The following is a 23,809-nucleotide window of genomic DNA, read 5'->3' on the forward strand; positions in this document are numbered from 1 at the left end:
CGGCGGCAACAGGCGAGGGCGAGGCTCTGAGGTGGGGAAGGGAGCCAACCATGACGTTGTGGCGGATTCGAGCCACCGTGGACGACCGACCGGGATACCTGTCGGTGCTCACGGCGAGCCTCGCGTTGCGCGGGGTCAACATCCTCACCGTGCAGGTGCAGCCCACCGAGCAGGGTGCGGTGGACGACTTCCTGGTCGACGCGCCGGACGCGCTGGACGAGGCCGGGCTGATCGCGGCCGTCGAGCGGGGTCGGGGCCGGGACTGCTGGGTGGCGCGCAGCGAGGCGCGCGGCCTGGCCGACCAGCCCACCCGGGTGCTCGGGCTGGCCAACCGACTGGTGCGTGACCCGGACGCGACGGGTGCGGCGCTGCGGGCCCTGCTCGGCGCCGACTCGGTCAGCTGGCGACCCGCGTCGACCGGCGTCGAGCGGGGAATCACCGGCGCCACCATGCTGCTGGCCGACCCGGCGGGCGGTTCGTTCTCGCTGCGCCGGGTCGCGCCCGCCTTCACCCCGGCGGAGTACGCGCGGGCGCAGGCCCTGGTCGAGCTGGCCGCCACCGTGGTCCGTCGGGCCGCCGAGCAGATCACCCTGGTGCTGCCCGACGGTGCCGAGGTGGCCGTGCGGCCAGCCTGCGCGGACGACCTGCCCGGTGTCGTGGAGCTGCACGAGGCGTGCTCGCCGCGCAGCCGGCACCGGCGTTACCTGGGTGGGGCGGCGGTGCCGCAGCCGGCCCGGTTGCGTCGGCTGCTGGAGCCGAGCCGAGGGCTCGCCCTGGTGGCCACGGCCACCGGCGCGGACGGTGCGGCGGAGTCGGTGGTCGCCCTGGCGAACCTGCTCGGCGAGGGTGACGAGGCCGAGGTGGCGCTGTTGGTGCGTGACGACTGGCAGCGGCGAGGGCTCGGGTCTTCGCTGCTGCGCCGGCTGGCCCAACATGCCGACCGGGCCGGTTACGCGGCGCTGGTGCTGCACGTCCAGGCCGACAACGGCGCGATGCTGCGGACGCTGCGCCGGCTGAACCGGTCCAGCTCGGCGGAGCGCGACGGCGCCCTGCTCACCCTCACCGTCCCGCTCGCCGCGGAGAGGAAGGGCACCCTCTCGACGCCTGGCACGTAGGGCGGGCCCGGGTCACCGCACCGGGGGTTCCCGGCGGCCGGACACGCAGAACCGGTTGCCCTCCGAGTCGGCGAGCACGACGTACGGGGGTTCGGTCGGGTGCGGGTCGGTGGGATAGTGCCGCCAGTCCGACGGTACGCCGCCGGCCCCCGGTCCACGCACGAGGCGTCGACAGGGGGCCGGCGACGACCTCAGGTGGCGGGGTAGCTGTTGTAGTCGGGGAAGTTGCCGTAGAGCCGGCTGTCGCCGCCCACGGTGACCGCCTGCACCAGCAGGTCGCCGCCGACGAACGCGCCCTTCCAGGAGGCGCCCCGGCCGCCGAACGGCTCGTCCCGGTCACCCCGCGAGCGCGGCTTGTTGATGCCCACCTTGAAGGCCTGGAGGTCCACCGCGAGCTTGCTGGCCTCGTCGGTGTCGTCGCAGGCCAGGGAGGCGACCAGTGCGCCGTTGGAGGCGTTCATCGCGGCCAGCAGCTCGTCGGTGGTGTCCACCACGACGATCGTGTCGACCGGCCCGAACGGCTCGGCGTGCATCAGCCGGGACCGGCCGGGCGGCGCGAGCAGCACCGCCGGCGCCACGTACGCCGAGGTGTCCTGCCCGGGCAGGAACGGCGCGCCGGTGAGCTTGCCCCGGTGCAGCGGGACCGCCCCGCCGCGGACCGCCTCGTCCACCTTGCGGTGCAGCTCGTCGGCCTTGGCCGCGCTGATCAGTGGCCCGAAGTCCAGCTCGGGCAGCGGGTCGCCGGCGGCCCAGTCGTCGCCGACGGCCAGCGGGTGGCCGAAGCGCACCGAGCGGACGACGGGCAGATACATGTCGAGGAACTCGTCGACCAGGTCACGTTGCACCACGAACCGGGGGTACGCGGTGCAGCGCTGCTTGCCGTACTCGAAGCCCTTCTTCAGGTGGGCGGCCAGCAGGTCCCACTGGGAGAAGTTCCAGATGCCCCAGGCGTTGAGGCCCTCCTGCTCGATGAAGTGCCGCTTGTCCGTGTCGAGCAGCGCGGCTGCCACCTTGCCGCCGTTGGAGCGCCCGCCGACGAACGCGACGGCACCGATCTCGGGTGCCCGGACGAGCACCTCGGACAACTCCTCACCACCGCCGCTGACGAGGGTCGCGGGCAGGCCGGCGCGGCGCATCAGCGCGTGCGCGACGGTCAGGCAGACCGCGCCGCCCTGGGACGGGGTCTTGGCGATGACCGCGTTGCCGGCCAACAGCTGCACCAGCTCGGCGTGCACGAGGACGCTCATCGGGTAGTTCCACGACGCGATGTTGCTGACCGGTCCAGGCAGTGGCTCGCGACCGCCGGCGAGCATCCGGTCGATCTCGTCGGCGTACCAGCGGACGCCGTCGAGCGCGCGGTCCACGTCGGCGCAGGCCAGCCGCCAGGGCTTGCCGATCTCCCAGACCAGCAGCATGGCGAGCAGGTCGCGGTGGGCGGTGAGGGAGTCCAGTGCGTCGGAGACCCGAGCCTTGCGGTCGGCCAGCGGGGTCAGAGCCCAGGCCCGGTGCTCGGCGGCGGCGTGCCGGACCGCGGCGCGGGCGGTGTCGGCGTCGAGCCGGCGCAGGTTGACGACGACGGTGTTGTCCACCGGGGTGCGAACCGGGGCGGGCTGACCGGTCGCCCGCCATTCGCCCTCGACCAGGTTGTGCAGGGTGGTGACGCCGTCCACCTCGGCGCCGAATGCTTCTGGCGTGGCGGCCACCGCGCGGGCCAGGACGTCGGACCAGGCGGTGCCGTCGGCGAGTCGTAGTGCCATCGCTTCTCCTCAGGGTCGACCGGGGAGCGGCGGCGTCGATGACACCGCTGATGAGCCGTACTGTCTCGCGGCGAGTAGCGGGTCGGCAACAGTACGTTCGTCTGACAGGGGTGGTGACGCTCGAACGGCCCCGTTGCCGGCTCGGCGGCGGCCGGTCTGAACAGCGGCGATGCGTCCCAATACATCGAATATCATCGATGATGTGAGATGGTTTTAGGGGTCGCCTGGCGCGGGTCTCGACGCAGGTCGCGGTCGCTGCGACGGGGTGGGCCCGGGCGCCTCTTCACAAAGCGGTGACGAGCGCATTACATTGTCGGTTATCCATGGGAGCGCTCCCGCGCTCCCGGTGCCACCACCACAGCCGCCGGCAGCCCGCACCACCCGACACCGTCCCGCGTCCAGGTCGGTGCTGACCGGCGGCGCCACCGACAGGAGCCCGCCATGCACCGACCGCAGCGGTTCCGCCTCCGATCTCGGCGATCGGTCGTCGATCAGCCCTGGCCGCGGCGGTTGCTGGCCGCCGGTGTCGCCCTGCTCACGGGCCTCGCCCTCGCGGTCGCCGGGCCGACGTCGTCGCCCGCCTCCGCCGCGCCAGCGGCCTACAACTACGCCGAGGTGCTGCAGAAGTCACTGCTCTTCTACGAGGCCCAGCAGTCCGGCAGGCTGCCCGACTGGAACCGGGTGTCCTGGCGCGGCGACAGCGCGCTCACCGACGGCGCCGACGCGGGGCTGGACCTCACCGGCGGCTGGTACGACGCGGGTGACCACGTGAAGTTCGGCTTCCCGATGGCGTTCAGCGCCACCATGCTCGCCTGGGGCGCGGTGGAGTACCGCAGCGGCTACACCGCGTCCGGGCAACTGCCGCACCTGCTCAACAACCTGCGCTTCGTCAACGACTACTTCATCAAGGCGCACCCGTCGGCCAACGTCCTCTACGGACAGGTCGGCAAGGGCGACGACGACCACAAGTGGTGGGGTCCGGCCGAGGTGATGGCGATGGCGCGGCCCGCGTACAAGATCGATGCGAGCTGTGGCGGCGCGGACCTGGCGGGCGAGACGGCGGCCGCGATGGCTGCCTCCTCGATGGTGTTCCGCCCCACCGACGCGGCCTACGCGGACAAGCTGCTCGGGCACGCCCGGCAGCTCTACACCTTCGCCGACACGGTGCGGAAGTCCTACCACGAGTGCATCACCGACGCGACCAGCTTCTACCGCTCGTGGAGCGGCTGGCAGGACGAGCTGGTGTGGGCGGCGATCTGGCTGCACCGGGCCACCGGCGAGGCCAGCTACCTGGCCAAGGCCGAGAGTGAGTACGACAAGCTCGGCACCGAGAACCAGTCCACCACCCGCTCCTACAAGTGGACGATCGCCTGGGACAACAAGCAGTTCGGGGCGTACGTGCTGCTGGCCAACCTGACCGGCAAGCAGAAGTACGTCGACGACGCCAACCGCTGGTTGGACTACTGGACCGTCGGGGTCGACGGGCAGCGGGTCCCGTACTCGCCGGGTGGGATGGCGGTGCTCGACTCCTGGGGCGCGCTGCGCTACGCGGCCAACACCTCCTTCGCCGCGCTGGTCTACAGCGACAAGACCACCGACACGACCCGCAAGGCGCGCTACCACGACTTCGCCGTCCGGCAGGTCAACTACGCGCTCGGCGACAACCCGCGCAACTCCAGCTACGTCATCGGGTTCGGCGCCAACGCACCGAAGAACCCCCACCACCGCACCGCGCACGGCTCCTGGTGGGACAGCCAGACCGTGCCCGTCCAGACCCGGCACACCCTCTACGGCGCGCTGGTCGGTGGCCCGTCCTCGGCCAACGACGCGTACAGCGACAGCCGGTCGGACTACGTGATGAACGAGGTGGCCACCGACTACAACGCCGGCTTCACCTCCGCGTTGGTCCGGCTGGTCTCCGAGTACGGTGGCACGCCGCTGGCCAACTTCCCGGTCGCCGAGACGCCGGACATCGACGAGCTGACCGTGGAGACGACGGTGGCGCAGGCCGAACCGCGGGCCACCGGGCTCAAGGTGATGGTCTACAACAAGTCGGCGTTCCCGGCCCGGGCGCTGACCGACGGCCGTTTCCGGTACTACTTCCGGCCCGACGGCACCGGCCCGGTGCAGGTCACCGCCGGTTACACCCAGGGCTGCCCGTCCCCGACCACGGCCAGGCAGTTCAGCGGTGACATCTGGTACGTCGAGGTGGACTGCACCGGGCACACCATCGCCCCGGCCGGGCAGTCACAGCACCGGATGGAGGTCCAGTTCAAGATCGGCGTGCCGGAGGGTGGCACCTGGGACCCGACCAACGACCCGTCGTACCAGGCCACCGCCGGGCCCAACCGGAAGGTGCCGCTCTACTCCGGCACCACCCGGGTCTGGGGCGAGGAGCCGGGCCCGGTCGTGCCGGACACCACCGCGCCGACCGTCCCGGGCACCCCGGTGGCGTCCAACCTCGGCCCCCGCACGGTCACCCTGACCTGGGCGCCGTCCACCGACAGCGGCGGCAGTGGGCTGGCCGGTTACGACGTCCGGGAGTTCATGGTCGGTAACGACGTGGTGGCGACCCGGCGGGTCACCGAGAACTCGATCACCATCACCACGCTGCTGCCGGAGCGGACGTTCGAGTACACCATCGTCGCCCGCGACAACGCGGGCAACAACTCGGCCGCCTCGCCGAAGCTCACCGTGACCACGCCACCGGCCGGCACCGCCGACACCACCGTGCCGAGCACACCCGGCACACCGGTCGCCTCGGCGGTCACCGCCACCGGGCTCACCCTGGCCTGGACCCCGTCGACCGACAACGTCGGCGTCACCGGTTACCGGGTCTACCGCGAGGCCGGTGCCACCGACGCGCTGGTCGGCTCGCCGACCGGAACCACGCAGGCGGTGTCCGGGCTGACCGCCTCGACGGCGTACCAGTTCTACGTGGTCGCCGTGGACGCGGCCGGCAACACCTCCGCGGCGTCCGCGCCGGTCGCGGTGACCACCGCGCCCCCGCCGGTCGGCGGCACCTGCACGGTGGGGTACGCCACCACCGACTGGAGCACCGGCTTCACCGCCACGGTGACGATCACCAACACCGGCACCACCGCGATCAACGGCTGGTCGCTGCAGTTCAGCTTCCCGGGTGGGCAGACCGTCAGTCAGGGCTGGTCGGCGGCGGTCAGCCAGGCCGGAGCGGCGGTCACCGCCACGAACCTGTCCTACAACGGCGCGCTCGCGCCGGGCGCGTCGGTGAGCTTCGGCTTCAACGGCGCCCACAGCGGCAGCAACCCGAAACCGACCGCCTTCACCGTCAACAACGCCACCTGCACGCTCGCCTGAGGCGAGATCCGACGAGATCTTGGACAGTTGTCGTTCCGCCGGAACGGTAACTGTCCAAGATCTCGCCCGGACCGGGGATAACCGCCCGGGATTGCGGGCAACTCAGCTGTGTGGGGGAGTTGCTGACCGTCGGGCACGGCACATCCGACCGGGTGCGGCTGGGGAAGCTGCTGACCGAGGCCGGGGTGGCGCTGCTGGTGGACGTGCGACGCTACCCGGCCAGCCGCACCAACCCCGACGTGCACCGCGAGGAGCTTGAGCGGTGGTTGCCCGAGTACGGGATCGACTACCGCTGGGAGCCGCACCTGGGCGGACGCCGGCACGTCCCCGCCGGGGAGCCCGAGCCGGACACCTGGTGGAAGGTCGCGGCGTTCCGGGCGTACGCCTCCTACACCCGTACGCGGGACTTCGACACGGCGCTGACCGGGGTGCTGGCCGACGCGGCGGAACGGACCACCGCGGTCATGTGCAGCGAGAGCCTCTGGTGGCGCTGCCACCGCCGGCTGATCGCCGACGTCGCGGCGCTCGGTCGCGGAACACCGGTGGCCCACCTCATGCCGGAGGGGCGGCTCAGCCCGCACCAGCCGGCCGAGGGCGCCCGTCGACTGCCGAACGGGCACCTCTGCTGGGACGGTTGAGCTGCCGCTCACCTGATCGGGTCGTGCTCACGGCAGGTGTGGTGACACGAGGTGACGCAACCGGTCGTGCAGCCGCGGGGCGAGGCTGCGGGCGTACGTGGCGGTCAGGTGGTGGGCGTCGCGGTAGACGAGCAACCCGTCGATGACCGCCGGGCACGGTTCGGTGGGGCAGATGGCGTCGTTGAGGTCGGCCAGGCGGACGTCGGGCACCGCGGCCGCGGCGCGCTCCTGCGGTCGGCCCCACGCGAGGGCTCGCTCCCGGGGCTGCGCGCAGGCGGTGAGTCGCTCGCGGTGGGCCGAGACGCACTCGGCCATGTCCACAGTGAACGACGGAGTGTCCCGGATGACCACCAGCGGCAGGCCGGCACCGGTCACCTCGGACCAGGTCTCCGACAACGCCGTCGTCTGCGCGTCCGCCGTCGCCGAGCCCGGTGGCGGCGTGCTGCCGCCGACCAGCGGGATCTGGGTGACGCTGGAGACGATGAGCAGCCGGGGCCGCCGCTCGCCGGTGAGGGCCGCCCGCAACCTGCTGTTCCACTCCGTACAGCTGGGGTCCGTCCGTCCGGCGATGGTGATCGGCGCCTTCAGGAACGAGCAGGTGGTCTTGATGTAGGTGACCAGTCGCCAGCCACGCTCCTTCGCGATGGCCTGCAGGGCGGGCACCCAGTGCGCCGCGTGTGAGTCGCCGGCCAGGGCCACCTCGACCGCCGAGTCACGGTCGCCGTAGGTGCAGCTGCGCAGGCTCGCGTCCTGTGCCTGCGTGACGCAGTCGTCCCGGTAGACGTCGGGCAGGTCGTCGCGGGCGTGCAGCGGGTCGGGTGTGATGCGGGCGATCCGGTCCACCGGCGCCGCTGCCCTCCCGCCCCCGGGTGATGCTCCCGGCGCGCCGGCCCCGGCGAGTTCGGCCTGGGTCGGGACTGGCGACGGCGGTCGGACCGCCAGGTGCAGGCCGACTCCGGCGATGACGGTGGCGCTGGTGGCGACCAGTCCCATGCGCAGCACGCGGGCTCTGGAGAACTGTGCGTACCGGAACGGGTTCTCCACCAGGTGGTAGGTCAGTACCGCCGGGACCGCCGAGCAGAGGATCATCGCGAGCCCGGCCGTGGTTCCCAGCGGGCCCCACCGTGCTTCCGCCACGACCAGCAGTGGCCAGTGCCACAGGTACCACGAGTACGACACGGCGCCGACCGCACGCGTCGGTCGCCGGTTGAGCAGGAGGGCCGGGCCGTACCGTCCGGCGCCGGGCCCGGCCGCGATGATCGCGACAGCGCCGAGGGTGGGCAGCAGCGCCAGGTACCCGGGGTACGCCGCCGTCTCCGGTCGGATCAGCATCGCGGCGAGGGCGACCGTGGCCATACCGGCCCAGCCGAGCGTGATCGCGGCGGGGCGCGGCAGCCGGGACAGGTGCCCACTCAGGATCGCCAGGCCTCCGCCCAACGCCAGCTCCCACATGCGGGTGGTGGTGACGAGGTACGCCCGCGCGGGTTCGGTCTGGCTCAGGTGGATCGACCAGGCCAGCGACGGTACGCCGACCAGGGCGAAGGCGGCGAGCAACCACGGGGCCATCCGGTCGCCGAGGAACGGCCTGCGGTGTCGGCCCGACCGGCTGCGCGGGATCGGACGCCACCCGCCGTCGCGCCGGGACGTGCGCCGCGAGACGTGCAGGGCGACGACGAGCAGGAGCAGCGGCCACAGCAGGTAGAACTGCTCCTCGACGGCGAGCGACCAGTAGTGCTGGAGGATGCTGGGGGCCTCCTCGGAGCGCAGGTAGTCGGTCGACTGCTCGACCAGACGCCAGTTCATCGCGTAGGCGGCGCTGGCCAGAGCGTCCCGTGCGGTCCCGGCCCAACGGATCGGGGGCAGGAACAGGTAGGTGAGCAGGAGGCTCGCCACGAGGACGACGGTGGCGGCCGGCAGCAACCGCTTGGCGCGTCGGGCGTAGAAGTCGACGATGCGAACTCGGCCGGTCCGGCGGATCTCGTCGACGAGGAGGCCGGTGATCAGGAAGCCGGAGATCACGAAGAAGACGTCGACGGCGACGAAGGCGGCGGGGAGGGCGGCGACGCCGGCGTGGCCGACCAGCACCAGTGCGAGCGCGAGCCCACGCAACCCTTCGATGTCGCCGCGGAACCGGCCGGCACGGACCGGGCCGGCGCTCGCGTCTGCTGCCCTCGTGTCCACGCCCACCAGGGCACGATAAAGCCCGGTATGGGTGTTATGGGGCAAATGTACTGAATGGCAGCGCGCAGTTCGCATCTGACCGGCAGTCGCGCCGAGAACGGGTGGGCCGGCCGCTCACTCCACCAGATCGTCGGCGAGCAGGTCCATCAGCAGGCCGTCGTGCCAGCGCCCGTCCTCGCCACGCTCGTACCGGCGCAGCACCCCCACCGGGCGGAAACCCACCTTGGCGTACGCGCGGATGGCGGCGCTGTTCGCCGCCGCCGGGTCGATCGTGAAGCGGTGGTGGCCGTACTCGTCGATGAGGTGCCGGGCCAGGGTGCGGATCGCGTCCCCGCCCAGGCCGGCGCCGCGGGCCGCCGGTTCGAGGAAGACGTCCAGGCTGGCGTGGCGGTAGTCCGGGTCCGCCTCCGCGTACCACTGGATGGCGCCGACCACCCGGCCGTCGTGCTCGATCGCGTACACGTGCAGGTCGTCGTCGCCGAGGTCGGCGCGCACGGAACCGGTCAGGTCGTCGCCGCCCCGCCACCACCGGCGTACCTCCGGGTCGGCCCGGATAGCGACGAGAGCCTCCACGTCCGCGGCCGTCGCCGGTCGCAGGACCACCGCCCGCCCGCGCAGCACCGGCTCAGCCCCGGATCTCGCCGTGCTCGACGCAGACCGCCGACCAACCCACCGGCAGCACCTGCACCTTCATCCGGCGGCGGCACCCCGGACAGAACCGGGGTGGCTCCAACTCGCGGGCCGACGCGCAGGCCGGGTGGGCGGTGGCCGTCGCCGACTCACCGCACCGGTCGCACCACAGCTCCGTCGTCGTCACGGTCGTCACAGCGTGTCGGAGAGCGCCTTGACCGGCATCTTCAGCTCGGCCAGCAGATCCAGGTCGGCGGTCGCCGGGCGACCCAGAGTGGTCAGGTAGTTGCCGACGATCACCGCGTTGATGCCGCCGAGCAGACCGTCGCGGGTGCCCAGGTCACCGAGGGTGATCTCCCGGCCGCCCGCGTACCGCAGGATGGTGCGCGGCATGGCCAGCCGGAACGCGGCGATGGCCCGCAGCGCGTCCTTGCCCTCCACCACCGGGCGGTCACCGAGCGGGGTGCCGGGGCGCGGGTTGAGGAAGTTGAGCGGCACCTCGTGCGGGGCCAGCTCGGCGAGCTGTGCCGCGAACTCGGCCCGCTGCTCGACGGTCTCGCCGAGGCCGAGGATGCCGCCGCAGCACACCTCCATGCCGGAGTCGCGAACCATCCGCAGCGTCTCCCAGCGCTCCTCCCAGGAGTGCGTGGTGACCACGTTGGGGAAGTACGACTTGCAGGTCTCCAGGTTGTGGTTGTAGCGGTGCACGCCCATGTCGACCAGGTCGTCGACCTGCTCCTGGGTGAGCATGCCCAGCGACGCGGCGACCTGGATGTCGACCTCCGCCCGGATGGCGGCGACGCCCTCACGCATCTGCTTCATGAGCCGGGCGTCCGGGCCGCGCACGGCCGCGACGATGCAGAACTCGGTCGCCCCGGTCTTGGCGGTCTGCTTCGCCGCCTCGACCAGCGACGGGATGTCCAGGTAGACCGAGCGCACCGGGGAGGTGAACAGGCCGGACTGGGAGCAGAAGTGGCAGTCCTCCGGGCAGCCGCCGGTCTTCAGCGAGACGATGCCCTCGACCTCGACCTCCGGGCCGCACCAGCGCATCCGCACGTCGTGGGCGAGCTGGAGGGCGGCGGGCAGGTGCTCGTCGGGCAGGTTCAGCACGGCGAGGATGCCGGCCTGGTCGAGGCCGACACCGTCACCGAGGACCTGGGTCCGGGCCTGGTCGAGGATCGCTGGCATGGCTCGTACCTTACAAGGCGCTCCGATCAGCCGGAATGACCTAACAGCCGTCGATGCCTCGCAGCGAGTGGATCCGTCGACCGAGGGTGGCGGGTGGTAATTTCGCCCGGCGGGTGTCGGGCTGACCGGCGCGGACGGCGGTGAAGGGGTGACGTGGCGGACTGGCTAGCGGCGCTCGACCGCCGCGCGGAGTTGCGGGCGAAGGCCGGGTTGACCCGGCGACTACAGCCGCGTCCCGCCGACGATCAGATGACCGATCTGGCCGGAAACGACTACCTCGGCCTGGCCACCCACCCGCAGGTCACCGCCGCGGCCGCGGCCGCGCTGTCGGCGTACGGGCTGGGGGCGACCGGGTCGCGCCTGGTACGTGGCTCCACCGACGCGCACCAGGCGTTGGAGGACGAGCTGGCCCAGTGGCTGGGCACCGACCGGGCCCTCGTCTTCTCCTCCGGCTATCTCGCCAACCTCGGCGCGCTGCGGGCCCTCGTCCAACCTCGGACGCTGCTCGTCTCCGACGCGCACAACCACGCGTCCCTGATCGACGGCTGCCGGATCTCCGGCGCCGAGACGGTGGTCACCCCGCACGCCGACGTGGACGCGGTGGCTGCCGCGCTCGCGGCCGCTCCGGGTCGCCCGGCGGTGGTGGTGACCGAGTCGGTCTTCTCGGTCGACGGTGACCTCGCCCCGCTGGCCCGGCTGCACGCCGTGGCCCGCCGGCACGGCGCGCTGCTGCTGGTCGACGACGCGCACGCGCTGGGCGTGACCGGTCCGGCCGGCGCGGGCGGGGTGGCCGCCGCGCAGCTGTCCGGTGAGCCGGACGTGGTGGTCACCGCCACGTTGTCCAAGGCGCTCGGCGGCGCGGGTGGGCTGGTGGCCGGTCCGGCCGAGTTCGTCCGGCACCTGGTCGAGACCGGGCGTACGTTCATCTTCGACACGGCCCTGCCGCCGGCGGTCGCCGCCGGTGTGCACGCCGCGCTGCGGCTGACCCGGGTGGGCGACGACCTGCGCGCGGAGCTGTCCGACCGGGTGGGGTTGGCGGTCGACCGGCTGCGTGCGGCCGGGTTGACCGTCTCCGCGCCGGACGCGGCGGTGGTCTCGGTGACGGCTCCCGGGCCGGACGCGGCGACCGCCTGGGCCGCCGACTGCCGGGACCGGGGCGTCGCGGTGGGCTGCTTCCGGCCGCCGTCCACGCCGGACAGCCGCTCCCGCCTGCGGCTCACGATCAGCGCGGGGGTGCCGAGGGCGGCCTTCGAGCGGGCCCTGGACGTCATCGTGGAAACTGCCCCATGACGGCGTGGGAGGGGCCGGTTCTGGTCACCGGGACCGACACCGAGGTCGGCAAGACGGTGGTGACCGCGGCGATCGCGGCCGCCGCGCAGGCCGCCGGGTTACGGGTGGCTGTGGTCAAACCGGGCCAGACCGGTACGGCCGACGGTGAGCCCGGCGACGTGGACGCGGTCAACCGGTTGGCGGCCCCGCTGACCGGCCGGACGCTGGCCAGTTATCCCGATCCGCTCGCCCCGCTGGCCGCCGCCCGGGTGGCGGATCTGCCGCCGCTGGAGTTGTACGCGGCGGTGGACGCCGTCCGTGCGGAGGCGGACAAGCACGACCTGGTGTTGATCGAGGGCGCGGGTGGGCTGCTGGTGCCGATGGGGCTGCGCCCGTCGGGGGAGCCGTGGACGATGGCCGACCTGGCGGTGTCGCTCGGCGTGCCGGCGGTGGTGGTCGCCCGTGCGGGGTTGGGCACGCTCAACCACACCGCGCTGACCCTGGAGGCACTCGACCGGCGTGCCGTGCCGGCCGGCGTGGTGATCGGTGCCTGGCCGACCCGACCGGAGCTGGTGCACTGGACGAACCTCACCGACCTGGTGCCGAACCTGCTCGGCGCGGTGCCCGACGGCGCCGGTGCGATGGACCCGGGGGTGTTCCGGCGTTCCGCGCCGGGTTGGCTCACCCCGGCCCTGCACGGCGTGCTCGACGACTGGCGGGTCTGGGCCGAGGAGAGCGGCTGAACACCTGACTTTCGTCGGTGTCCGCCCAGGTCGGGCGTGGGTAGCCTGACCGCCGTGCGCATTCTCGACGTCGCGCCGCCGGGTTGGCTGCACCGACGGCGTCGCCTGCTGCTGGACGTGCTGCTCTGGGCGGTGGTGGCCGCGCCGGTCGGCTACGCCGAGGCCAGCCCGCCCTATTCGCGGTACGCGGTGCCGCTGCTGGTCGGCAAGTTGCTGCTGGTCGGTGCGGCGGTGGTGGCCAGTCGACGTCAGCCGTTGGTCGCCGTGGTGCTGGTGGTGCTCGGGTCGGTGGTCGATGGCAACTTCGTGTTCGCGATTCCGGTCTTCAGCTATCTCGCCGGGCGGCGCAGCGCCACCGTGGGCCCGGCGGTCATGGTCTTCGTGCTGATCGCGGCCGGTGGCACGGCACTCAACCTGGGGTTGCTCGGTGCCGGCGCGGCCACCTGGTTCCTGCTGGCCTCGGTGCTGCTCTTCGCCGCCGTGTTCCCGTGGCTGGTCGGCCGGTACCGCCGCCAGCAGCAGGAGTTGACCGACGCGGGCCGCCGGCACGTCGACGCGCTGACCCGCGAGCAGCGGGGTGCCGCCGAGCGGATCCGGCTGCGGGAGCGGGCCCGGATCGCCGGGGAGATGCACGACTCGCTCGGTCACGACCTCAGCCTGATCGCGCTGCGGGCCGCCGCCCTGGAGGTCGCCGCCGACCTCGACGACCGGCACCGGGCCGCGGCGGGGGAGTTGCGGGCCAGCGTCTCCGCCGCCACCGAGCGGCTGCACGAGATCATCGGGGTGCTCCGCGAGGAGGCGGGCGCGTCGGTGCGTCCGAGCGGGGAGACGGTCGCGGACCTGGTCGAGGGTGCCCGGGAGGCCGGCATGGCGGTACGGCTGGACGCCGTCCCGGCGGTCGCGGAGCTACCGGCGATGACCGGTCACGCGGCGCACCGGATCGTCCGGGAGTCGCTGACCAACGCGGCCCGGTACGCGCCGGGCGCCCCGGTCGACGTGCGCCTCACCCGCGACGGTGACCGGGTCGAGGTGACCGTCGTCAACGACGCCGCGCCGGCCGGGCCACTGCCCGCCCCGCCGTCGCAGGGCAGTGGGCTGCTGGCCCTCGCCGAGCGGGTCCGCCTCGCCGGCGGGACGCTCGACGCCGGCCACCGGGCCGACGGCGGGTTCGCGGTACGGGCGGTGTTGCCGGCCACCGCGGCGTCGCCGGAGGCGATCGGGTCGGTGGCCGAGGTCGGGCTCCCGTCCTGGTCCGACGAGCGACCCGGTCCGGGGGAGCGGCCGGTGGACGCCGAACGGCGACTGCACGACGCCCGGCGGCGGGTGCGGCGCAGTCTGCTGGTGGCGCTCGTCGCACCGGTCGGTTTCGCCCTGGTGCTCTCGTTCGTCTACTACCCGGTGGCGACCGCCGGGACGGTGCTGGACCGGGCCACCTTCGACCAGATGCGCGTCGGTGCGGCCCGGTCCGAGCTGGTCGGGCTGCCCCGGCGGCAGTTGGAGCGCCCCGGCCCGTTCGACCGGGCCGGCTGCGAGTACTACACCGACGGCAACTTCCCCCTCGCGGAGCCGACCTGGCGACTCTGCTTCACCGACGGCCGGCTGGTCAGCAAGGAGTGGATCGCGTAGTGGACACCGACACGACGGGGGCGTCGCCGGTCCGGGTCGTCCTGGCCGACGACGAGGCGATGATCCGGGCCGGTGTGCGGGCCATCCTCGCCACCGATCCGGGCATCGAGGTGGTCGCCGAGGCCGGCGACGGGCACGCGGCGGTGGAGCTGGTCCGTGCGCACCGACCTCGGGTCGCGCTGCTGGACATCCGGATGCCGCGGTTGGACGGGCTGGCCGCCGCCGCCGAGATCCGCCGGGTCGTGCCGGAGACCGCGACGATCATGCTGACCACGTTCGGCGAGGACGACCACGTGGCCCGTGCGCTCGGGCACGGCGCCAACGGGTTCCTGCTCAAGGCCGGCGACCCGCGGGAGCTGATCGCGGGTGTGCACGCGGTCGCCGACGGTGGGGCGTACCTGTCGCCGCAGGTGGCCCGTCGGGTGATCGAGCTGGGTGCCGGCCGGTTGGCCCGCCGGCCCGCCGCCCGGGACCGTACGGCCGGGCTGACCGAGCGGGAACGGGAGGTGCTGGCCCTGGTCGGGGCGGGGTTGTCCAACGCCGAGATCGCCCGCCGGCTGCACCTGGTGGAGGGCACGGTGAAGAGCTACCTGACCAGCATCTTCACCCGGCTGGACGTGCGCAACCGGGTGCAGGCGGCGATCCTCGCGTACGAGGCGGGGCTGGTCGACGGCTGAGCGGGGGCGGCACGGCCCCGCTCAGCCGTCGGCGTCACGCGTCGCGGCGACGCAGCGCGGCCCGGCCCAGCAGGAGCGCGGCCCCGGCCCACCCGGCCAGCAGCAGCAACCCGACGAGGCTGGGGTACGGCTCGGTGTCGCCGGCCAGGAAGTGCGCTCCGGCCACGCCGGGGAACACGTCGGCGATCCGGTTCAGCACGTCGATGTCCGGCTCCTGAAGGGACAGCGGCACGATCATCAGGGTGGCGAGGAGCACGGTGATCGTGAGTACCGCGTTGCGCAGCGCGGCGCCGAGGCCCAGGGCGAGCACACCGATGAGCGCCAGGTAGGCCGCCACCGCCACGATGTCGCCGATCGTGCCGGCCACCGGGGCGGTGCCCCACTCGCCGAGCACCGGCCGGGCCACCAGGGCGCCGACGCCGCCGAGCAGCAGACCGAGGGCGAAGGTGACGGTGCCGGCGACGGCGGCCTTGGCCAGCAGTACGCGGCCGCGCGACGGGGTGCACTGGAGCGTGGTCCGGATGGTGCCGCTGGTGAACTCGGCGGTGATGGCCAGCAGGCCGAGCGCCAGCACCACGTACTGGGTCAGCTCGACCGAGTCGATCAGCACGCTGCCGACGGTGACGATTCCCCGGTCGTCGGTCGGGTCGTCGTTGGTGTTGTCGTTGGCGGCGTAGATGGCCAGCTGGCCGGCGCTCGCGGCCATCACCAGCAGCCCGGCCAGCGCCGTCCACCAGGTGCTCGGCACCGAGGAGAGCTTGGTCCACTCGGCGGCCACCGCGCCACCACGGGTACTGGTGCTCATCGCGCCCCACCTCCGGTCGGTCCGCCCGCGTACTCGACGCTGTCGGCGGTCAGTTCCATGAACGCCTGCTCCAGCGACGCGCCGTGCGGGCTCAGCTCGTGCAGTCGTACGCCCAGCTCGTGTGCCAGGTCCCCGACGCGGTCGGCGGTGGTGCCGCTGACGGTCAGCTCGTCGCGGTCGGCCGCCTGCACTGTCGCGCCGGCGGCGGTGAGGCGCGCGGCCAGGGCGGCGAGGCCGTCCGGGTGCGGGCTGCGGACCCGGACCGCGACCGTGCTGCCGGCGATGACCTTGTCGGTCGGGGCGTCGGCGAGCAGCCGTCCCCGGCCGATCACCACGAGCTGGTCGGCGGTGAGCTGCATCTCGCTCATCAGGTGGCTGGAGACGAAGATCGTCCGTCCCTGGTCGGCCAGCGAGCGCATGAGCTGCCGCACCCAGCGCACCCCGTCCGGGTCGAGGCCGTTCACCGGCTCGTCGAACATCAGCACCGGCGGGTCGCCGAGCAGCGCGCCGGCGATGCCGAGCCGCTGGCCCATGCCGAGCGAGAGGGTCCGTCCCGGTTTCCGGGCGGCCCGAGCGTCCAGCCCTACTGTGTCCAGCACCTCGTCCACCCGGCGGGTGGGGATGCCGTTGCTGCGGGCGATGGCCAGCAGGTGCGCCCGGCCGGAGCGGGCCGGGTGGATGGCCCGGGCGTCGAGCAGCGCCCCCACCTCGTGCAGCGGCCGGCGCAACTCCCGGTACGCGCGCCCACCGATGAGGGCCTGCCCGGCGCTGGGACGGTCCAGCCCGAGGATCATCCGCATCGTGGTGGACTTGCCGGCGCCGTTGGGGCCGAGGAACCCGGTGACCCGGCCGGGCGCGATGTCGACGGTCAACGCGTCGACAGCGACGGTCGTCCCGAACCGTTTCGTCAACCCACGTAATGTGATCATGCGCTGACGCTAGGCGCGTGGCCCCCTGCCCTGCCGCGCCCGAACGGCAGCACCCGGCCCTGACTTTCGTCAGGTCGCGGGCGGGTCGGTCAGCGGACGTAGTCCTCCAGCAGGGCCGGTGTGAGCCCGGCCCGGTGGATCGCCCTCAGCGCCGCCAGCAGGTCGTCCATCAGCGCCGGCCGGAAGTGCATGAGCAGCACGTCGCCGGGCTGCACCACCTTCTCCGGGGTCTGGTAGCGCACCTTCCCCTCGTGCACGGTCTCGGTCCAGTGGAAGACCGCCTTCGCGCCGCAGTCGTGCGCCGCCCTCAACGTGGTGGCGTCGTGCTCGCCGAACGGTGGCCGGAACAGGGTCGGTCGCTTGCCGAACAGCTCCTCCAGCTTGTCCGCGGCACCGCAGATCTCGTGCCTCTGGCGGTCGTACGACCGGCCGGCCAGCGAGGTGTGCGTGATGGTGTGGTTCTCGACGACCCCGCCCGCCACCATGATCTGCCGGAAGTAGACGTCGTGTTCCTCGGCGGCCGGCGAGTTCAGGAACATCGTGACCGGGATGCGCGCCCGCCAGATGAAGTCGGCCACCTCGGGCGGGCGGGCCAGCCCACCGTCGTCGATGGTGATGAAGGCGACCCTCTGGTCGGTCGGCAGGCGGTGCCAGAACTGGGCCGCACCGGTCTCGGGCAGCGGCACCGGTTGCGGCGGTGGCGCCTCGGGGAAGGTCGGCACCTGGGACACGTACCAGTCCAGGCTCCCCGGCGCGGGCTTCGTCGTCGGGGACGGCGAGGTCGACGGCGGGGACGGCGAGGCGGACAGGGCCGGCTGGTCGGTGGCGATCCGTCGGACGTGCAACGCCGGTCCGGCTGTGCAGGCACTCAGCACCAGCAGGGCCAGAAGTGTGACGACGGCGAGGATCCGACGTGCGGGGGTCGCTGACACGCCCGGAAACCTACCGAACAGAGATCAGGATCTCCTCATGCCGGTGCCCCGGACGAGCGCCGGACGACGAAGGCGTCGGGCATCCGGAAGGTGAGATTGTCCGGGCACCAGGGCGGACGTACCACGCGCACCCCGTCCAGCAGCGGCGCCGCCTCGGCCACCACCACGCCCGCCTCCATGCGGGCCAGCACGTCACCGACGCAGCGGTGCGCGCCCGCCCCGAACGCCAGGTGCCGACGTGACCCGCGCTGACCCGGGCGGAACTCGTCCGGCGACTCCACGACCGCCGGGTCCCTACCGGCGCGGCCCAGCCACAGCACGAGGCTGCTGCCCGCCGGCACCGCTGTGGTGCCCAGCGTGCTGTCCGTCGCCGCCACCCGCCGCCAGGTGACGATCGGCGGTTCCAACCGCAGCCCCTCCTCCACCACGTCGGCCACCGCGACCTCGCCGCTGCGCAGGCCGGCCCGGACCGCGGGCTCACCCGCCAGCCGGTGCAGCAGCAGGGTGAGGAACTGCGAGGTGGTCTCCTGCCCGGCCACCAGCAGGAAGAAGAGCGCACCGACCACCACGTCCGGGGGGTGCCCGGCCGCGCGCAGGTCGGCGGCCAACCCGCCGCCGGTGGTCGCGAAGTCGCGCAGGACGCCGTGGAACCGGCCCACCTCGGTGGCGAGGGCCACCTGCCGATCGGTGTCCAGCGGAGCCCAGAACAACTCCAGCGCGGCGCGGGCGAACTCCTTGACCGCGCCGACCGGGGCGTCCGGCAGCTCCACCAGCCGGGCCAGCACCAGCAGCGGCAGGTCGGCGGCGAGGTCCGCGTACAGGTCGACCGGCTCACCGGCGTCGAGGGCCGCGCCGAGCCGGGCGACCCGGTCCCGCACCAGCGCGGTCAGCCAGGGCCGCTGCGCGGCGACCCGGGCGGGGTGCAGCGCGTCGGCGACGATCGCCCGGATCCGCGGGTGGCTGGCGCCCGAGTTGTTGGCGAGGGTCGGCGGCAGCCGGAACCGGTGACCGGCCAGCACCCGCAGCGCGGTCACCGGCATCGGCGTCACCGCGTCCAGCGCGTTGTCCGGCCGATAGGTGACCGGGTCGGCGAGAACCTGGCGGACCAGCGCGTGCCGGGTGACGACCAGGTGGGTGCCGCCGACGTGGTCCGGCACCCGGGCCACGTCCGGCCATGCGGGGTCGGACACCTGCGCCCAGCTGCGGAACAGCACCCGGACACGCTAGCCGGAGGCTCCCGGCAGCCCGGCGCGCAACCTCCAGACGGTGGTGCGCTTCACCCGGACGCTCTCCAGCGCCTCCGGCACCGGCACGTCGTACGCCGCCAGCTCGTCGAAGCGGTCCCGGGGCAGGAACGCCCGGCCGGGGTCACCGACCAGCGCCGGTGCGCCGGCCCGGGTGGCGCGCAGCAGGAACCGCAGCACCCGGCGGGCCATCGCGTCGCTGTAGAAGACGTCGCCGGCGAGCACCACCTCGGCGTCCCCGGCGTCGCCGTCGAGGATGTCGCCGAGCTCGGCGTCGACGCGTACCCCGTTGGCCTCCGCGTTGAGGGCGACCGCCGCCACGGCCAGCTCGTCCACCTCGACGGCCCGCACCGACGCCGCGCCGGCGCGGGCGGCGGCGATGGCCACCAGGCCGGAGCCGGAGGCGAGGTCGAGCACCCGGCGGCCGGCGACCAGCTCAGGGTGGTCGGTCACGTAGCGGGCGAGCGCCTGCCCGCCGGCCCAGGCGAACGCCCAGAACGGCGGCGGCCGGTCGGTGGAGAACTCGCCCTCGGTCAGCTCCCACAGCCCGATCGGCTCGTCCGCCTGGTGCAGCCGCACCTCGGGGACGAACGGGACCGGGGCCAGCCGGGCGTGCAGCCGGACGAACGTGCTGGAGAGCTCGGACACGTCGCCGATTGTCCCAGCGGCCCGGTGCCCGGCGTGTCGCGGGGGAGCGGTGACCGGTTCACCACCGTCGGTGAAAACCCGCCCCGTCCTTGCCGGTCGGTGCGAACACACCCGTCTGGTCCGGCCGACGCGCCGCTCCTAGCGTTGCTCAGTGGAGACGACCGAACGGAGGGCGGCGGTGGTGACGGTGTGGCGGTATGCGGTGCGGGTAGGGGTGGTGCTGGCCTGTCTGAGCGGGGTGGAGCTGGCATTGGCCGCTCCGGCGCAGGCGGCGTTCAGCACCGAACTCAGCGGGCTGCCGGCCCGGTTCACCGCCGGCGAGCAGGTGCGTACGGTGTCCGCCGTCGTCTCCCGGACGGACCGGCGCGGGGGCTGCGTCAAGGTGCGCTGGTCGATGGTGCTGAGCGTGCAGGGCCTCCGGCTCGACCAGGTGAAGATGGACCGGGTGGAGGAGGCCGGTGACTTCCCGTTGCAGATCCAGACCGACGGTGACGTGGCCCGGTTGACCGACCGGCAGCTCGACCCGGGCACGCTCTGCCCGGGCCGCACGGTCACCGCCCGCTACCGGGTGGCCTTCGACGAGGACGTCACCCAGGGGCGGGTCACTCTCGCCGCCGAGGCGTACGACGCCAACGCGCGCCTGCTGGCCCGACAGACGGCCACCCGCTCGGTGGTGGGTGCGGGCGGCACCCCGACCAGCACGCCGAAGCCGAGCGCCACGCCGTCGGAGCCCAGCGAGACACCGAGCGCGCCGGCCGAGGAGGAGAGCACGTCCGCGGAGGAGCCGGTCGGGGACTACCCGGTCGACGCCGCGCCACCGGCGCCCGGACGACCGGTCTCGCAGACCGGCGGGTTCGGGGTGGTGCAGGCGGCGTTCCTGCTCGGCGGGCTGCTGCTGTTCCTCGGGATGGGGCTGCTGCTGCGGCTGCGGCACCTGACCCGGGCCGCGGGCGGGGATGCCACGGAGCCCGACGACCCACCGGTGGACCGGCGCTGGGAGCACCCCGTCACCCCCGACCGTTGGCGACCGGCGCGCCGCTGAGCCAGGGGCCGTGGGGGCCGGCGGACCTGCCGCCGACCCCCACGTCTCTCAGTTCGAGAACGCCTGGAACTCGGCGATCCTGACCTGCGACCGGGCCGGGCTGGCCGTCGCGCAGTCCGTCGTGGTGGCCGGGTCGTCGTCCTGCTCGCCCGCGTAGTGCGGGCCACCGGTGCACTGGCTCGCCAGCACCTCCAGTCGCAGGTGGGTGGCGAGGGTGCTGGGCACCGCGAACGTCCGGAGGTTGATGTCGCGGCTGTACGCCCGGTACGCCCCACCGGGGAACGCGTCGCCCGCGCTGGTGTAGATGCGCTGCCACCGCGCCGGGTCGGCGCAGTCGGTGGTCGTCGCGTTGCAGGCGGACACCGCGAACGAGCGCAGCGCGCTGAGCGCGTTCTGACTGCCGGTGTCGGCGTCGCCGACGATCGCCGGGCGCAGCATCGCGCTGACGTTCACCCGCTTGACCGTCTGCGGTGCGCCCCCGGGCAGCGCCACGGTGAGCTGCCGGCCGGCCACCCCGTCCAGCGAGGCCCAGTTCGTCGCCTCGGTGTCGTCGGCGACCCGGTCCAGGTTGACCCCGTCGCCGGTGATCGTCGCCCCGGACGTGGTGGACGCCAGGTTGCGGCTCATCCGCAGGTCCACGTACCCGTCCTGACCCGCCCGGGCCACCACGCTGAGCCGCTGGTGCCCGAAGCCGGGTGCGACGGCCAGCAGGTCGTACGTGCCGGCCACCATCTCCACGGTGTCCGGGATCGGCGTCGCCGGGTCGGTGTCGGCGATCGGCGTCGCCCGAGCCTCGTACGTCCCGACGTACACCCGGATCGGGGCCTCGGCGCTGTCCCCGCGCGGGCGGAGGGTGAGCGTGCCGTTGCCACCGCGCGGCGAGGCGAAGCTCGGCGTCGGGTCGGTGTCGGTGGCGCCGTTGGTGGCGGCGTCCCGGCCCATCCCGGAGCGGGCGAACTCGGCCCAGATCAGGTCCTGGTTGGCACCACCGAAGCGGAGAAGGTCGGCGGTGAGCATGTTGTCCCGCATGTCGAGCATGCTGACCTGGCTGGCGGCCTGGAGCAGGAACGAGTCGAAGACCAGTTGCGACCAGCGCCGGTTGCCCGGGCACTGGTCGGCGGCGACCTTCCCCTGTGCGCAGTCGAGCTGGCGCTGCGGGGTGCCGAGGCCGTACCGCTTGACCAGCGCGGAGCGGACCCGGAAGTTGGTGGCGCCCCAGATCTCCCCGTCGGCGTGCACGGCCGGGCCGCCGGTGTTGTAGCCGACGTCGGAGTAGTTGAGCGGGCTGCGGCTGAGGTCGTAGTTGCGGATGCCGCTGACCAGGTTGCCGGTGACGTAGCCGCCGGTGATGAAGGGCGTCTCGCCGGGCGCGCGCAGCCCGTGCTGGAAGAGGTACTCGGCGGCCAGCAGGTCGCCCCACGACTCACCCATCGCGCCGCCCTGGTGGCCGCTGATCCCGCTGTCCGGGCCGGCGATCATCCGGTTGGTGATCGCGTGGGTGTACTCGTGGCCGATCACCGTCATGTCGTAGTCGCCGTCCACACACGGTGGGTACGGCCCGCCCGCCTGCGGCTGCCACAGGTACATGTTGGTGGTCGGGGGTAGCCCGTCGCGTGGGGTGCCCTGGTTGGCGTTGTTCCGGTTGCCGGTCAGCGCGCCCTGCTGGGCGCGGCCCTGCTCGGCGTCACCGCCCAGCCCGGCCGGGGTGAGGTTGACCGCCTGGAGGTTCCACGCCGACTCGGTGAAGCCCAACTGGTACGACCAGTCGTGCATCCGGTTGTGCATGGCGAACAGGTTGGCGATCGACGCGTCGGCGTCGTTGCGCTGGGCGGAGGTGAACACCTCCGGGTTGCACTTCGACTGGTGCCACTGGTCGGTGAAGGGGTACTCGTAGCGACGTTCCGGGCTGGTGGGGGCGGGGACGACCGGGGTGCCGGCACCCCAGGAGAGCACCGTGTTGGCCGAGTTGCCGCGCGAGGTGAAGGTCGGCGTGCCGGTGGCCGCGTCGACGTCCCACGGCTGGCCGGTGGCCGGGTCGCGCCAGGCGGCCAGGCAGCCGGGCGCCGGGTCGCCGCACCAGCGCACCCGGGGGTCCTGCCCCGGGGCGAGGTCGCGGGGCGGGGTGGCCGGGAAGACCGCCCAGCTCGGGTTGTCGGAGTCGTAGTCGACGAGGTCCTCACGGACCAGCACCTGCCCGGTGCTGCCGTCCACGTAGCTGGTGAACGCGGCCGGGTGCTCGGTGTCCGCGCCGATCATGGTCACCTCGTAGGCGGCCCGTGGCCCGTCCAGCGGGGTGGGTACGGCCACCTGCCGGATGGTGTGGCTGGCCACCGCGCCGGCGGTCAGCTTGGCCTCGGCGAGCGCGGCGGCGTACGCCTGCTCGGCGGTGCGGGTGGCCGGCGCCGGTGTCGCGCTGTTGCGGGCCAGCGAGGAGCTGACCGAGAGCACCGTGCCCTTGGCGACCGCGAGGGTGACGAGGCCGTCCGGCCCGGCGGGCAGATCGCCGAACCGTTGCCGGAGGGTGACCACGGCACCGCTGCCGATCGGCCGGACCAGCACGCGTTCCATGGCGGCCACCGAGGCGGCGTCCAGCCCGAACAGGTCGCGGTTGGCGGTCAGGTAGGCGCGTGCGGCGGCCTCCGGGTCGGCGGGCAGGCCGGTGGCGAGAGGGGTGCGGCCGGGGCCGAGCGCCTGCGGGGTGCCGAGCCGGTTCCATCGGACGTCGGGGTCGGCGGCGCGGGCCAGGCCGCGCTGGCGGGCGTCGGGTGCCGCCGTACCGGTGCGGTTGTCGACGTCGGCGGGCTCGTGGCCCTCGGCGAACGGTCCGGAACTGGGCGCGGCGGACGCCGCGTTGCCGGTGGGGGCCGCGGTGCTCACGCCGGTGGGGAGCAGCGCGGCGACCGTCGCCGTCGTCGCCAGGACGCACCGGAGCCGGCGCCTCCGCGTCCCCACCGTTGGTGATCGCTCCGGTTTGTCCACGCGACTACTCCCTTGACGCGCGCTGCCCGGCTCTCCTCCGCCCTCCCGCCCCGGTGACGCCGGCTGCCAC

At 73.5% G+C, this 23,809-nt stretch carries 20 protein-coding genes; 8 read left to right on the forward strand and 12 right to left on the reverse strand.

Going from position 1 to position 23,809, the window contains the following annotated elements; translation table 11 throughout:
- Nucleotides 1-50 precede the first annotated feature (50 nt).
- A complete protein-coding gene (locus tag LADH09A_RS01315; protein ID WP_238642892.1) occupies nt 51-1,115 on the forward strand; it encodes a GNAT family N-acetyltransferase in 1,065 nt (354 codons plus the stop codon).
- A 12-nt stretch (nt 1,116-1,127) separates the two neighbouring features.
- Here the strand turns inward: LADH09A_RS01315 and LADH09A_RS01320 are convergent, their stop codons facing one another.
- Nucleotides 1,128-1,277, reverse strand: coding sequence for a hypothetical protein (locus LADH09A_RS01320; RefSeq protein WP_238642893.1), 150 nt, complete (start codon nt 1,275-1,277; stop codon nt 1,128-1,130).
- Between the two features lie 29 nt (nt 1,278-1,306).
- Complete coding sequence (locus LADH09A_RS01325) at nt 1,307-2,872, reverse strand: aldehyde dehydrogenase family protein (RefSeq protein ID WP_238642894.1); 1,566 nt, start codon at nt 2,870-2,872, stop codon at nt 1,307-1,309.
- Nucleotides 2,873-3,313: 441 nt separating this feature from the next.
- Between LADH09A_RS01325 and LADH09A_RS01330 the strand changes: the two genes are divergently transcribed.
- Both LADH09A_RS01330 and LADH09A_RS01335 read left to right on the forward strand, forming a co-directional pair.
- Nucleotides 3,314-6,208, forward strand: coding sequence for a glycoside hydrolase family 9 protein (locus tag LADH09A_RS01330; protein WP_238642895.1), 2,895 nt, complete (start codon nt 3,314-3,316; stop codon nt 6,206-6,208).
- 110 nt (nt 6,209-6,318) lie between these two features.
- Nucleotides 6,319-6,846, forward strand: a complete 528-nt coding sequence (locus LADH09A_RS01335; protein ID WP_238642896.1) for a DUF488 domain-containing protein — start codon at nt 6,319-6,321, stop codon at nt 6,844-6,846.
- A 27-nt stretch (nt 6,847-6,873) separates the two neighbouring features.
- On the opposite strand, the gene LADH09A_RS01340 is transcribed toward LADH09A_RS01335, so the two are convergent.
- The 4 genes from LADH09A_RS01340 to bioB form a co-directional block, all read right to left on the reverse strand.
- On the reverse strand, nt 6,874-9,033 hold the full coding sequence (locus LADH09A_RS01340; protein ID WP_238642897.1) for an acyltransferase family protein: 2,160 nt from the start codon (nt 9,031-9,033) through the stop codon (nt 6,874-6,876).
- A 108-nt stretch (nt 9,034-9,141) separates the two neighbouring features.
- Nucleotides 9,142-9,648, reverse strand: coding sequence for a GNAT family N-acetyltransferase (locus tag LADH09A_RS01345; RefSeq protein WP_179782772.1), 507 nt, complete (start codon nt 9,646-9,648; stop codon nt 9,142-9,144).
- 4 nt (nt 9,649-9,652) lie between these two features.
- Nucleotides 9,653-9,853 carry a biotin synthase auxiliary protein BsaP gene (gene bsaP / locus LADH09A_RS01350; RefSeq protein ID WP_372492202.1) on the reverse strand — a complete coding sequence of 67 codons (201 nt, stop codon included), beginning with the start codon at nt 9,851-9,853 and terminating at the stop codon, nt 9,653-9,655.
- Nucleotides 9,850-10,845, reverse strand: coding sequence for a biotin synthase BioB (bioB, locus tag LADH09A_RS01355; protein WP_088946888.1), 996 nt, complete (start codon nt 10,843-10,845; stop codon nt 9,850-9,852). Before bioB ends, bsaP begins: the two co-directional genes overlap by 4 nt.
- Before the next feature lie 153 nt (nt 10,846-10,998).
- Here bioB and LADH09A_RS01360 point away from each other — a divergent pair, with 153 nt between their 5' ends.
- The 4 genes from LADH09A_RS01360 to LADH09A_RS01375 are packed head-to-tail and all read left to right on the forward strand — an operon-like array spanning nt 10,999 to nt 15,160.
- A complete protein-coding gene (locus tag LADH09A_RS01360) occupies nt 10,999-12,135 on the forward strand; it encodes an 8-amino-7-oxononanoate synthase (protein ID WP_238642899.1) in 1,137 nt (378 codons plus the stop codon).
- Entirely contained in the window at nt 12,132-12,857 is a 726-nt protein-coding gene (bioD, locus tag LADH09A_RS01365) for a dethiobiotin synthase (RefSeq protein ID WP_238642900.1), read from the forward strand. The genes LADH09A_RS01360 and bioD overlap by 4 nt, the downstream gene beginning before the upstream one ends.
- Nucleotides 12,858-12,911: 54 nt before the next feature.
- A complete protein-coding gene (locus LADH09A_RS01370) occupies nt 12,912-14,483 on the forward strand; it encodes a sensor histidine kinase (protein WP_238642901.1) in 1,572 nt (523 codons plus the stop codon).
- Nucleotides 14,483-15,160: a response regulator gene (locus LADH09A_RS01375; RefSeq protein ID WP_308194449.1), complete on the forward strand. Its 678-nt coding sequence runs from the start codon at nt 14,483-14,485 to the stop codon at nt 15,158-15,160. The genes LADH09A_RS01370 and LADH09A_RS01375 overlap by 1 nt, the downstream gene beginning before the upstream one ends.
- 34 nt (nt 15,161-15,194) lie before the next feature.
- On the opposite strand, the gene LADH09A_RS01380 is transcribed toward LADH09A_RS01375, so the two are convergent.
- The 5 genes from LADH09A_RS01380 to LADH09A_RS01400 form a co-directional block, all read right to left on the reverse strand.
- On the reverse strand, nt 15,195-15,965 hold the full coding sequence (locus tag LADH09A_RS01380; protein WP_238642902.1) for an ABC transporter permease subunit: 771 nt from the start codon (nt 15,963-15,965) through the stop codon (nt 15,195-15,197).
- On the reverse strand, nt 15,962-16,894 hold the full coding sequence (locus LADH09A_RS01385) for an ATP-binding cassette domain-containing protein (protein WP_238642903.1): 933 nt from the start codon (nt 16,892-16,894) through the stop codon (nt 15,962-15,964). Before LADH09A_RS01385 ends, LADH09A_RS01380 begins: the two co-directional genes overlap by 4 nt.
- Nucleotides 16,895-16,983: 89 nt before the next feature.
- Nucleotides 16,984-17,826: a polysaccharide deacetylase family protein gene (locus tag LADH09A_RS01390; protein ID WP_238642904.1), complete on the reverse strand. Its 843-nt coding sequence runs from the start codon at nt 17,824-17,826 to the stop codon at nt 16,984-16,986.
- Between the two features lie 35 nt (nt 17,827-17,861).
- Nucleotides 17,862-19,040, reverse strand: a complete 1,179-nt coding sequence (locus LADH09A_RS01395) for a cytochrome P450 (RefSeq protein ID WP_238642905.1) — start codon at nt 19,038-19,040, stop codon at nt 17,862-17,864.
- A 9-nt stretch (nt 19,041-19,049) separates the two neighbouring features.
- Entirely contained in the window at nt 19,050-19,718 is a 669-nt protein-coding gene (locus LADH09A_RS01400; RefSeq protein WP_238642906.1) for a class I SAM-dependent methyltransferase, read from the reverse strand.
- A gap of 151 nt (nt 19,719-19,869) precedes the next feature.
- Here LADH09A_RS01400 and LADH09A_RS01405 point away from each other — a divergent pair, with 151 nt between their 5' ends.
- Complete coding sequence (locus tag LADH09A_RS01405) at nt 19,870-20,760, forward strand: hypothetical protein (RefSeq protein ID WP_238642907.1); 891 nt, start codon at nt 19,870-19,872, stop codon at nt 20,758-20,760.
- Between the two features lie 48 nt (nt 20,761-20,808).
- On the opposite strand, the gene LADH09A_RS01410 is transcribed toward LADH09A_RS01405, so the two are convergent.
- Nucleotides 20,809-23,712, reverse strand: a complete 2,904-nt coding sequence (locus tag LADH09A_RS01410; protein ID WP_238642908.1) for a M36 family metallopeptidase — start codon at nt 23,710-23,712, stop codon at nt 20,809-20,811.
- Nucleotides 23,713-23,809: the final 97 nt, after the last annotated feature.

Source organism: Micromonospora cabrerizensis (assembly GCF_022230955.1).
In the GTDB taxonomy this organism is placed as follows: Bacteria; Actinomycetota; Actinomycetes; order Mycobacteriales; family Micromonosporaceae; genus Micromonospora; species Micromonospora cabrerizensis.

Bases quoted from the DNA above. Each gene is read 5' to 3' on its own strand.
- LADH09A_RS01380 (WP_238642902.1), bottom strand. From the start codon at position 15,965: ATGAGCACCAGTACCCGTGGTGGCGCGGTGGCCGCCGAGTGGACCAAG.
- LADH09A_RS01315 (WP_238642892.1), top strand. From the start codon at position 51: ATGACGTTGTGGCGGATTCGAGCCACCGTGGACGACCGACCGGGATAC.
- bioB (WP_088946888.1), bottom strand. From the start codon at position 10,845: ATGCCAGCGATCCTCGACCAGGCCCGGACCCAGGTCCTCGGTGACGGT.
- LADH09A_RS01325 (WP_238642894.1), bottom strand. From the start codon at position 2,872: ATGGCACTACGACTCGCCGACGGCACCGCCTGGTCCGACGTCCTGGCC.
- bioD (WP_238642900.1), top strand. From the start codon at position 12,132: ATGACGGCGTGGGAGGGGCCGGTTCTGGTCACCGGGACCGACACCGAG.
- LADH09A_RS01330 (WP_238642895.1), top strand. From the start codon at position 3,314: ATGCACCGACCGCAGCGGTTCCGCCTCCGATCTCGGCGATCGGTCGTC.
- LADH09A_RS01385 (WP_238642903.1), bottom strand. From the start codon at position 16,894: ATGATCACATTACGTGGGTTGACGAAACGGTTCGGGACGACCGTCGCT.